Here is a 10,946-nt window from a genome sequence, read left to right as displayed (position 1 = left end):
GACTTCACTAACTCTGCTTTTTATTTCTTCGTTATAAATCTCTTATTAACAGTCTCCATTGAAAGGCGAGTAAAATGAAAACTATCCCCCTTGTTTTGATGTTATCACTACTACCTATTAACTTCGCAGTCAGCCATGAAATTGGCGATACCATCAGTAAAAAAGCACAACAAATACTTAACATTCCCGCTGGCAAAGTGGGTGTTGTTGACTTTTTTGCTTCTTGGTGTGCTTCCTGTGCGAAAGAAATTCCCGACATGAAAAAATTTATTAAAGCAGATACCGAACAAAAAACGTATGTTATCGGCATTGATGTCGATGAAGAGCTGGAGGAGGGTTTAGCTTTCCAGCAAGAACTTGCTATCGACTTCCCGGTAATTAATGACACTGACCAAAGCCTTATTGCCGAGTTTTCTCCTATTGGTATGCCGGCTTTGTATTATGTTATCGACAATAAAATTGTCGGTAAGCGCATTGGCGCGGTCGATAATATCGATGAAAAGATTAAAGCTGATTTAGCAAAACTCAAGGTGATAATTTAATGTTGTCGTCGATAAAAGCCACTAAAAGCTTAGCCATTATCTTGGCTTGTTTTGTTTGTTCCGCCTGTTCAACCATAGAGGAAGTAAAACCTTGGCAAAAAGCCACCTTGGCTCAGGAAACCATGCGTTTTGGTGGACCCAATCCGATGATTAAAAAATTTGATGAGCATATTTACACCTCTAAAGAGGCCACTAAAGGTGGTGGTGGTGTATCTGGTGGCGGCTGTGGCTGTAACTAAAACCATCATCTTAGCAAAACGTGTGCTACGGAGTTGAAAACGTGAAAAAAAATAATACCAAACTGAGTTTGCTTATCGTAAGTTCAGTCGTTAGTGCGGTAATACCGTTAACGAGTGTTGCCGAAAATAAAGTCGCTATTCAAATGCAGACTTATCAAGAAAATGATGATCGTATTAAGGTACAAGACGGAAAAATGAGTATAGAGCACGACTTTGGTCTGGATCATACTTTAAATGTCGAATTTGATTGGGATTCCATTTCAGGTGCATCACCTACCTGGGATACTGTCTCAGGCGCTTCACAAACAGCTACCTCTGATGCCAGTACTGGCGCATCATCTTGTATTGATGAAGAGGGTAATTATTACACCTTATGTCGAGATACCAGAGCCATAGCGGGTATTATTGGCGATGGTTCAAGCAACTTAGATGACTTTTCCTACAGTAACGTCGAGTTAGAGGATCACCGAAATTCAGCAGCCTTATTATATACCTATCGAACACGGAAAATGCGCAACGAGATAAGTGTTGGCGTAAGTTATTCAAAAGAAAGTGACTTTATCAATACCGGTATCTCGGCTGAATATATGATGTATACCGATACTAGCAAAAACCGGGCGATTACGGTTGGTGTTTCCTACATGGCTAATGAAGTGTATGACTATGCAATAGATAAATGGCATGATTTTTCGTTAATCAATTATCAAGTGGGTATTACCCAGGTATTTAATAGTCACATGGTTGGTAAATTTAATGTTTTCTATATGGCAGAAGAGGGTCATTTATCGAATCCCTATTTTAATGTCGTTAGACGTATCAATGTCACCCAGGGTGAATTAGTTACTTTAGGTTCGCCGGTTAACTTTAAATACTATTTAGCCAGAGAATCTCGACCTGAGCAACGTAAAGCCGGTGGTATCTCGGCGCAAACGGTTAGCCAGCTTAATGATTACACCCAGTGGCATATATCTTATCGATTTTATCAAGACAGTTGGGATGTGGATTCTCATACCATTGAGTCGAAAAGTTATCACCAAGTCACTGAGACTATTCGCTTGTCGCCGGCTTTACGTTATTACCGACAAGGCGCAGCAAATTTCTTTAAAGCACATGACGCGACCGACTATGTCTTTGACGAAACAGGTTACGCTTCTGCCGATCATCGATTAGGTAATTTTGACTCTTTGACCGTGCAATTTGCTGTTGAATATTTACCTACCGATAAACTCACCTGGAATATTGTTACCGGCTATCAGCAGCAGTCAAGTGGCTTAACCTTTGCTTGGGTTAATTTTGGCGCACAGTATCATTATTAGAGAATATATGAATGAAAAAATCATTTAAATTGAGTGTAATAACACTCATGATATCCAAGGTGTTATTACTTTCAGGCTGTACCGAAAGTGAATACCAAGCACAAAGCTGTTTGCTCGAAAGTACGGGAGAAATATCGAGCACTATTAGCTGTGCAACACCAGATGGTACGGCGTTTTCAGCCGATGGCACAATCAATGAAAAAGATGCTACTGAGGTAACACCGATAATCACATACCAAGATAAAGGTGGTGTATCAGGGCGGGTTTTTGCCAGCAGCTATTGGGCTAACGCGCAAGTGTGTTTTGACCTTAATAGAAATGGTCTTTGTGATGAAGGTATTGAACCGATTGAGTATAGCGATGAAAATGGTCAATATAGTTTTGATTCATCGCTACTTGCCAGCAGTATTGCCAACAAAGCGCCATTATTGGCGTTAAGTGTCCAACATGAGGACGATAGTGAACAAGTCTCTCAGCCCCTGGCCTTATATGCCCCCGCTCCGGATAACAGCACTGATCACAATATCAATATTTCGGTCTTCACCACTCTAACCATGAACGAAATGGTCTTTAATCCTACTAGCTTAAGCTCAGCAGAGTTCGCTCGTGCGCAACTGTTAGCCAGTAGTTTGGTTTTTGGTAATGATGAACTATTGCTAGGACAAGACTATATTGAGCTTGCGGATAGTGAACTTAGCATTCAAGCCAATAGTATTAGTGCCAGTTTATTATTGGCGCAGGAGCTTGCTGGTAGCAGTAACTACCTTAGCCATTACAAAGCAACGGCCGCAGTATTAGATAACATGGTACAAAACAATAGTTATCAAGTGGTGGTGACTGAAGCTGATATAGAGGCACAAAGCTATTTGGATAATAAGGTCACCGCGTCACTGTCTGCTACGGCCATATTTTGGGGTTTAGCCCATGATGATGAAAGCAGTGTTGATGTACATGTGCAGCAGAATTTAGCTGTGGTGGCATCAAAATATCATAACCGCTTAATTGTTTTGGATATGAGTGAAGATAAACCGGAAACATTGTCATTAAACCTTTTTGCCGGCTCACCAACTGAGCGTTATGACATTGATGCATTTACCGGGGCCAGTGAACAAAGTGTAAATCAGCTGCTGGTCACACCTGATGCCTTAAACGTACTGGTGAGTGTTGAAAAATATTCAGGCGACAGTAGTGAACTTGGTGTTGGTTTGTACCGCGCTGACTTATCAAACCCTCACTTAATTACCGATAAACGTTTTGCCGAAGACTCTAAAAATACCACCGACTTTTTTAGTTTTGCTGGCTTAAATCATAGTGCTATTTCTTATGATGGCACGTATATCGCCTTATCGGGTGAAGATAAACAAGCAAAGGTATTAAATGTCGCTGATTTTAGTGTGGTGCAAACCGTAACCTTTGACTCAAAAGTACGCGCTGTTGCGCTAGATAACTTAGGAAATACTTTATTTGCTAGTTTATATGGCTCACGTGTTGGCGTTGCTATTGTTGATATAAACACAGGTGCAGAGCTTGGTTTTTTCGCTACGGGCAGTGTTTACCCACGGTCATATAATGTCTTAGCTGATGGTAATACCATTGCTTGGTATTTACGTGATAGTAAAGTGTTATCAATATACGATATTAGCACCCGTGCTCAACCGGTGTTGAAAAAATCATGGGCGGTGGTGAAAAGTATTAAAGATTTTAAAATATCTGCTGATGGCACTTTAGCCGCTATCGCTATGGTGGATGGTCGTCTTGAGTTGTATGCCATTGAGGGTGAAGCCAAACTTATTGATGTTTACCAAACGGAAGTCGACAGTGATTCATTGGTTAATAAACCCATCAATAGTATTGCTTTTGTTGATAATAACAAGCTGGTTATCTCGATAAAAAATGGTGTGCAAGTGCTTGATATTTCATCGGTGACCGATGAAATAGATGTGCAAACCTGGTTTGAACTTCATCGAAAACCATAGACCATCAACTTTTGTTAGTCAATAAAATATAAAGATGGCACTTGGAGTATTTAGCAAGTGGCGTCTTTTATCGCCTATATTTTCGTTTTTAAAGAGGTTTTTCATGTTAAAAAACATAATTCAAAGCAGTTTGTTTTTATGTCTGATATTCGTCACTCATATAACACTAGCGGTGAATGAGGCAGATTTATTACCGGCCAATAAGGCCTTTAAATTTTCAACGTCATTTAAAGCGCCGAATATTTTAATCGCTCAGTGGGATATAGCAGATGGCTATTATCTTTATAAAAAGCGTATAAAAATAAGCGCAGATAAAACATCATCATCGCTATCAGCAGTAACGGTTGCTGCCGGAGTTTTTCCTGCCAGTACTCGGTTAACAGATGCTTCCTATGGTGATGTTGAGGTTTTTAGAAATAAAATCACCGTGCAGTTTCCTTTAACAGGTAAGCCGAGTGATATTGAACATGCGCTGCTTAAGGTGCGTTATCAAGGCTGTGCTGATGTGGGTGTCTGTTATACACCAATTAAAAGTCACATAGCTATTAAAGATTTACTGAGTGAGCTTGGCCAAGTTAGCGATGAAAAAGAGTTAGAAGTTAAAAACATTAACAGTTCGTCGGTCAAGCCAGCTATTTTATTATCAGAGCAAGATACTATCGCAGCAAGTTTATCAGCAGATAATTACTTCTTAACCTTATTGAGCTTTTTTGGCTTCGGCTTATTATTAGCGTTTACCCCTTGTGTATTTCCTATGATCCCTATTTTATCGGGGATAATTATTGGTCAAGGCAAGGTGCTGTCAACTCGCCGTGCCTTTAGTCTATCACTTACCTATGTATTAGCGATGGCATTAACCTATACGGTTGTTGGCATTTTAGCGGCATTGTTCGGCACCAATCTACAAATATGGTTTCAAAACCCGTGGATATTAAGTAGTTTTGCCGCTGTCTTTGTCTTGTTGTCTTTATCTATGTTTGGTTTTTATGAATTACAAATGCCGGCGTCAATACAGGAGAAATTAAATAATATCAGTAATAAACAAGAAAGTGGCAAGCTGGCCAGTGCCGGCATTATGGGCATACTGTCCGCATTAATTGTCGGCCCTTGTGTTACCGCGCCACTGATAGGTGCCTTAATATATATAGGACAAACCGGTAATGTCTTGTTGGGCGGCTCGGCTTTATTTGCCTTAGGTTTAGGTATGGGCGCGCCATTATTAGTCATTGGTACCTCCGCTGGTAAAATTATGCCAAAAGCAGGCGCATGGATGGTGGCGGTAAAGTCAGCTTTTGGTGTGATGATGATCGCGGTGGCAATATGGTTATTGGCTAGAATATTACCGCCGCTAGTGACGCAGTTTTTATGGGCCTTGCTATTAATCTTCTCAGGTATTTATCTCGGTGCAGGTCTGCAGCATAGTAAAGAAACCTCGCCTTGGCAGCTATTCTGGAAAAGCTGTGGTTTTGTCTTCATCTTAGTGGGTTCTTTACTTATTATTGGGGTAGCTAGTGGTACTAACAACCTGTTAGCGCCACTTAAAGCCTTCACTGGCGGCAGTAATGTAGCGCAAAATGTTAGCCATAAAGGCATTAACTTTACTACCATAAAAAGTCTTGACGATCTGGATATAGCGCTAGCAACAGCAAGTCAGAATAATCAAACGGTTATGTTAGATTTTTATGCGGACTGGTGTATTGCTTGTATTGAAATGGAAGAAACAACCTTTACTGATAGCAAGGTGAAAAAGGCCTTAAACAACACCATCACCTTACAAGCTGATGTGACCGAAAATGATGAGATAGATGCCGCGTTATTAGCACATTTCAATATTTTAGGGCCGCCAGCGATATTGTTTTTTAATGACAAAGGCGAAGAGCAGAAGGGTTACCGTACTGTGGGGTATACCGCAGCAGATAAATTTTATGCCCATGTTTTAAAAGCAGTTAATAACAACTAGCTTTGAATAATAATGTTATAGTCAAAAAAGGTTATCGCGGTATATTACTGTGATAACCTTTTGTATTGGTAACGTTAAAAATAATAACACCCAGCTCCTAACAAGATAAATAATCACATGTTAACAACCGATAAGCAGCCGAAAAAACATTGTCATCAATTTACCTGCATGACCACACCTTGTGAAATTATACTTTATGCAAAACGTGCCAAAGATGCCAAAAAGGTTGCGTATTTAATTGAAAAAAACACCCGTCGATTAGAACAGAAATATAACTTTTTTAGTGATAACTCCTTTATTAGTACCATCAATAACAGAAGCGTCGCCGTAGTTAAAATAGATGCAGAAACTCATCAGGTATTAAGCTTAGTAAAAGCCCTATCAGCGAACACCAATAACATTTTTGATATCACCACGGGTACCTTAAAACAATGTGCCAAATTAGCCAGCATTGACGAAATAGAACACTGTAGAAAACGTTTAATACCTTATATTGGCGCGGATAAATGGTGGTTAACTCCCGGTGAAATTCATTTTGCTAATCGCTATGTGAAAATTGATCTCGGTGGGGTAATAAAAGAATATGCCGTTGACCAAGCCGGGGCCATTGCTAAAAAAGCAGGCTTGTCAGCGTTAATTAATTTTGGTGGCGATATTTATGTTAATGGTAAAAAACCCGATAACACAGCGTTTACTGTCGCTATTAAAAACCCCAAAAATCCACAACAGAATATCGCCATGTTAACCTTAACGGATCAAGGTTTAACCACGTCAGCACATTATGAACGGAGCAGGGTTGTTGAAGGAAAAAGCTATTCTCATATTATTAGTAATGAAAGTAACAAGAAAGACAGCGATAACAGCAGCGAAGAAAACAGTACCGCAAGTAATGCCGATAATAACGCAAAAATACTGTCCGCTACGGTTATTTCATCGTCAGTATTAACCAGTGGTATATATTCAACGGCGTTAATGCTCAATGCTAATTTAGCCATAGACCCAGAAATTCACGTGGTGTTAATTGATGAACAGTTAAGGTTGCATCAAAATATTTTCAATTAACCTGAGTTCTGCTTAAGAAGACTCTTTTTTTAGATCGACATTAATCCAAATTCACTTGCAAACAACAGAAAACAACAAACAACAAAAGCAAAAAACAAAGACAGCCATCTTTAATTATCTTTAATTTTAAGACAAACAACAAAGACAGCCATCTTTAATAAAACAACAAAGACAGCCATCTTTAATTATCTTTAATTTTAAGCTTATTAATAAACAACAAAAAGGTAAACAACAAAGACAGCCATCTTTAATTATCTTTAATTTTAATTTTAAGCTTATTAATAAAAACAACAAAGACAGCCATCTTTAATTTTAAGCATATGGGTTGCTACATAGCAAAACAACAAAGACAGCCATCTTTAATTATCTTTAATTTTAAGCTTATGGGTTGCTACATAACAAAAAAAACAACAAAAAAACAACAAAGACAGCCATCTTTAATTATCTTTAATTTTAAGCATATGGGTTGCTACATAGTGCCGAAAACGTAAAGGATAATTCATTTTAAAAGCGACTGATTACGGTTTGGGTGCTAAAAATGTATTTTACTGCATATTGGCTGAATTGAGATTGTCGTTATGCCTTAGCGTCTGCCAATATCAAAAGAATATAATGCCTATACGCTTTGAATACGAGTGCTAAGCGAGCAGTTTATTACAGACTGCTAATGTCGTTCGCCTGTGTAGTGCTTGGTGTTGACAAAAATCACTGAGCACCTCAGCATGCCCCACTGCGCCATGAAACCTTCGGGTGAATTGTGTGGTTAAGGTTAACCAGTTTTCTGCGCTGATGTTTAAGCGATTCAGGATTTCAAGTTGCTTTTTTTCAATATAACCGCATTTATCTGCGCGAATACAGCGCCCAGTTAAATCAATTAGCTCAAGGTAATCTTCAATAGTAAAGGTAAGCCCTTTAGGTTTGTTTTTATGCTCATTACCTATGAAAGGTAGTAACTTTTCTGCTTGCTTACCATGTAGGGCCGCTTTAATACGTTGCTTAATACTGGTGTAGTTTGATTGCTCAGGCGTAGTCGCTATTTTTGCCCTAATGGGATTTAAATCAACATAGGCCATACAGGCAATAATCGCGGCTTCATCAAGCAAGGCTTGAGATTTAAAACGACCTTCCCAGAAACAGCCAGTGCAGTTATCTTCACGATTGGCCCGTCTTGCTATATCCTCATTAAGCACCCGCATAAACCAGCTAATATCCGTTAATCGCTGCCGATATACTTGAGCGGTTTGTTCAACCATGGCTTGCAAGGGCGCTATTAATTCATCACCGCGTGAATATTGCTGAGTCAGTAGTGTGCCCTTGAATAGTTGGTGCCAACGATTAATAACCTCTACAGTTGACCACGACTTGGCCTTTTCTTCATCAACAAAGAGTACCAAATGGCTATGGTTACTCATTACCGCATAGGCACAAACGTCAATGGCAAAAACATCAACCAAAGAGAGCAGTTTATCTTCAACCCAAGCACGTCGATGTTCAAAACTCCGGCCAGTAACCTTATCTTTGCCACATAAAAAAGCCCGACGTACACAGCGAGAAATGCAGTGATAGTAGGGGGTATCAATTAAACTTATTTGTCTTTTTCTTGCCACAGCCATGTAAGCCTCGATTAAATATAATATCAAGTGATGATTTAACCTTAGTTCAGACCGATAATTTTGCCATAACGGTGGCTGTCCTAGTTAATATCCTACTGTGTCAGGATTGTTGTCGCCTCAATTATAAATAAGATTTTTACTTCAAAATGGTCAGCTACATATAAATGCCGTCGCCAAGTAAAACAGCTTCACCGTTTGAATTTCCCTCTCTACGATCTTCTTCTAAGCAAGAGTCTAAACTTCCACTTTTATTTTTAACCGCTTCTTTTAACCAGTCAGGATAGTCACACTTGTTCTTATCGTATATTTCACACCATTCTTTTGTTGTTTTTATCACTTGTTTTTCCTTTTTGTATTAAAACCGAGGGGGGCAGAGCATTTAAAGTATTACCTACACATCAAAAACATAAACTGACAACTCAACTTAAATTCATTGTAACCACTATATAAAAACTAAACTGTCAAACATCGTCGCCCTGCTGTAATAAGTTGCAATCGATTAGATGACAACTTATTACAGCAGGGCAGTGTTAATGCTGATTATGGGGGTTTTAGGGCATACATCGCAGCACCAGCTTGGAAGATTTTTGGGCAACACCAGCGGGTTTTGAATACAGTTTTATTGGTGTATTTACCTCGAATATCGACTTAGGTTTATTGATGGAACACAGTTGGGATTCACGCGGTGAAGTTGCTCTAAGCGCGGAAGGTTCATTGCTGCAAAATGACTTGTTTTTAGGAGCAAGATTAGCTTTTAATGATATGCAAAGTAGCGAGTTATTAATGGGCATAGGCAGTGATTTAGATCACAATGCCTTTAGTTTCCTTATTGAAGCAAACCGTCGCTTTGGTGCTAATGTTATTGTCAGTGTTGATGTCAGACTGCTACACAGTAATGATGAAAACGACTTACTTTATAGCTTAAGTAATGATGAACATGCGCAAGTATCTGTGACGTGGTATTTCTAAGCCTCTTTTTATCCTTAACGGAAAGCGCGAATGAATTCCTTTAACGAAAAGCGCGAATAAATTCCTTAACGAAAAGCGCGAATGAATTCCCGCCTACGGTAGGCGGGATTTTAATCGCGCGATTTGTTAATATTCAATCACGATTAATTACCAATCAAGCCATTAATATGAGCAACGACACTTCGACCTAAAGCACTGGGAGCATAACCACCTTCAAGTACCGAAACAATTCTGCCTTGACCATACTTATTGGCGATAACTTTAAGTTCATCGGTTATCCAACGATAATCACCTTCAGTTAAACTCACCTGGGAGATATCATCTTCGATGTGGGCATCAAAGCCCGCCGAGATAATGATTAATTCTGGTTTAAACTGGTGTAATGCCGGTAACCAATGTGCAGTTAACTTTTCTCTGAACTGCTCACCCTTTGTTGTTGCCGCTAACGGGGTATTGATAATAGGTGCGGTATTACTTTCTTCAACTTCAAAGGGGTACAGTGGGTCTTGGTAGCTTGAGCAAAACAGGTAACCTTTGTCATCCTTGGCTGTGGCCATAAAGTGATTCTTAATAATATCTTCGGTGCCATTACCGTGATGGACATCAAAATCGACTATGGCGACGCGTTTTAAAGCATACTTTTGTTTAGCGTAAGCGGCAGCGATGGCAACATTATTAAAAAAGCAAAAACCCATGCCTTTATCATGTTCTGCGTGATGACCTGGCGGCCTAGTGGCACAAAATGCCGCGCTTAGGGTGCCATCCATGACGAGATCAACCGCATCAACCGCAGCACCGGCGGAATACAAAATAGCGGTCAGTGATTTTGTATTCATTACTGCGTCGGCACCGACGATAAAGTGTTCTTCGCCTTTCGCTTCATTGGGCGCATTATCAAAAACAAAATCAATATACTCTTGTGTATGCGCTAGGGTTAGCAAGCTTTTATCGATAGGCTTTGAGTCAAATTGACGGACGACGTAATCTAAGCCACTACGAATTAATTGGTCTGAAATAGCGGTTAATCGTTTAGCATTTTCAGGGTGGTGCTCACCCATGTCATGTTCGCCACATCTATAGTGGCCTATAATTCCAACTGGCATAGTTATTCTCTTTTTTTAGCGAGTGAATATTCAGCTTGTCTCGTTAAAGTTCAATTAAGGCGTTAAAAGTACTCATTGACTAACGTCAACTCCGTGCTTTTTCCTTTTACTTGAGCTCTAACGCTTAAAGCTGAACAGTCACTGGATATTTAAGTCGTTTAAAATT

The 10,946-nt window shown here is 39.5% G+C and carries 10 protein-coding genes; 7 read left to right on the top strand and 3 right to left on the bottom strand.

Features of this window, described 5'->3' with window-relative positions; translation table 11 throughout:
• Positions 1–74 precede the first annotated feature (74 nt).
• From CMT41_RS11495 to CMT41_RS11470, 6 genes are all read left to right on the top strand, one after another.
• Positions 75–542 carry a TlpA family protein disulfide reductase gene (locus tag CMT41_RS11495; protein ID WP_058027336.1) on the top strand — a complete coding sequence of 156 codons (468 nt, stop codon included), beginning with the start codon at positions 75–77 and terminating at the stop codon, positions 540–542.
• Positions 542–781: a DUF4266 domain-containing protein gene (locus CMT41_RS11490; RefSeq protein ID WP_058027335.1), complete on the top strand. Its 240-nt coding sequence runs from the start codon at positions 542–544 to the stop codon at positions 779–781. Before CMT41_RS11495 ends, CMT41_RS11490 begins: the two co-directional genes overlap by 1 nt.
• Positions 782–822: 41 nt before the next feature.
• Complete coding sequence (locus CMT41_RS11485; protein WP_058027334.1) at positions 823–2,097, top strand: DUF3570 domain-containing protein; 1,275 nt, start codon at positions 823–825, stop codon at positions 2,095–2,097.
• 11 nt (positions 2,098–2,108) lie between these two features.
• Positions 2,109–4,073 (top strand): WD40 repeat domain-containing protein, encoded by a 1,965-nt coding sequence (locus CMT41_RS11480; RefSeq protein ID WP_058027333.1) that lies wholly within the window; start codon positions 2,109–2,111, stop codon positions 4,071–4,073.
• Positions 4,074–4,176: 103 nt separating this feature from the next.
• Complete coding sequence (locus CMT41_RS11475) at positions 4,177–6,033, top strand: protein-disulfide reductase DsbD (RefSeq protein ID WP_058027332.1); 1,857 nt, start codon at positions 4,177–4,179, stop codon at positions 6,031–6,033.
• A gap of 117 nt (positions 6,034–6,150) precedes the next feature.
• Positions 6,151–7,095 (top strand): FAD:protein FMN transferase, encoded by a 945-nt coding sequence (locus CMT41_RS11470; RefSeq protein WP_058027331.1) that lies wholly within the window; start codon positions 6,151–6,153, stop codon positions 7,093–7,095.
• A gap of 638 nt (positions 7,096–7,733) precedes the next feature.
• Here CMT41_RS11470 and CMT41_RS11465 read toward each other — a convergent pair.
• Both CMT41_RS11465 and CMT41_RS11460 read right to left on the bottom strand, forming a co-directional pair.
• Complete coding sequence (locus CMT41_RS11465; protein WP_058027330.1) at positions 7,734–8,708, bottom strand: hypothetical protein; 975 nt, start codon at positions 8,706–8,708, stop codon at positions 7,734–7,736.
• A gap of 154 nt (positions 8,709–8,862) precedes the next feature.
• Positions 8,863–9,045, bottom strand: coding sequence for a hypothetical protein (locus tag CMT41_RS11460; RefSeq protein WP_057181437.1), 183 nt, complete (start codon positions 9,043–9,045; stop codon positions 8,863–8,865).
• Positions 9,046–9,284: 239 nt separating this feature from the next.
• Between CMT41_RS11460 and CMT41_RS11455 the strand changes: the two genes are divergently transcribed.
• Positions 9,285–9,677, top strand: a complete 393-nt coding sequence (locus CMT41_RS11455; protein WP_058027329.1) for a hypothetical protein — start codon at positions 9,285–9,287, stop codon at positions 9,675–9,677.
• A 143-nt stretch (positions 9,678–9,820) separates the two neighbouring features.
• On the opposite strand, the gene CMT41_RS11450 is transcribed toward CMT41_RS11455, so the two are convergent.
• Positions 9,821–10,780 (bottom strand): histone deacetylase family protein, encoded by a 960-nt coding sequence (locus tag CMT41_RS11450; RefSeq protein ID WP_057181435.1) that lies wholly within the window; start codon positions 10,778–10,780, stop codon positions 9,821–9,823.
• Positions 10,781–10,946 lie beyond the last annotated feature (166 nt).

It is taken from the genome of Colwellia sp. MT41, from assembly GCF_001444365.1.
GTDB classification, from domain to species: Bacteria; Pseudomonadota; Gammaproteobacteria; order Enterobacterales; family Alteromonadaceae; genus Colwellia; species Colwellia marinimaniae.
This window is presented reverse-complemented; position numbering and strand designations above follow the sequence as displayed.

Excerpts from the sequence above, each read along its gene's own strand:
- CMT41_RS11495 (WP_058027336.1), top strand. The coding sequence starts at position 75 with ATGAAAACTATCCCCCTTGTTTTGATGTTATCACTACTACCTATTAAC.
- CMT41_RS11490 (WP_058027335.1), top strand. The coding sequence starts at position 542 with ATGTTGTCGTCGATAAAAGCCACTAAAAGCTTAGCCATTATCTTGGCT.
- CMT41_RS11480 (WP_058027333.1), top strand. The coding sequence starts at position 2,109 with ATGAAAAAATCATTTAAATTGAGTGTAATAACACTCATGATATCCAAG.
- CMT41_RS11475 (WP_058027332.1), top strand. The coding sequence starts at position 4,177 with ATGTTAAAAAACATAATTCAAAGCAGTTTGTTTTTATGTCTGATATTC.
- CMT41_RS11470 (WP_058027331.1), top strand. The coding sequence starts at position 6,151 with ATGTTAACAACCGATAAGCAGCCGAAAAAACATTGTCATCAATTTACC.
- CMT41_RS11465 (WP_058027330.1), bottom strand. The coding sequence starts at position 8,708 with ATGGCTGTGGCAAGAAAAAGACAAATAAGTTTAATTGATACCCCCTAC.
- CMT41_RS11450 (WP_057181435.1), bottom strand. The coding sequence starts at position 10,780 with ATGCCAGTTGGAATTATAGGCCACTATAGATGTGGCGAACATGACATG.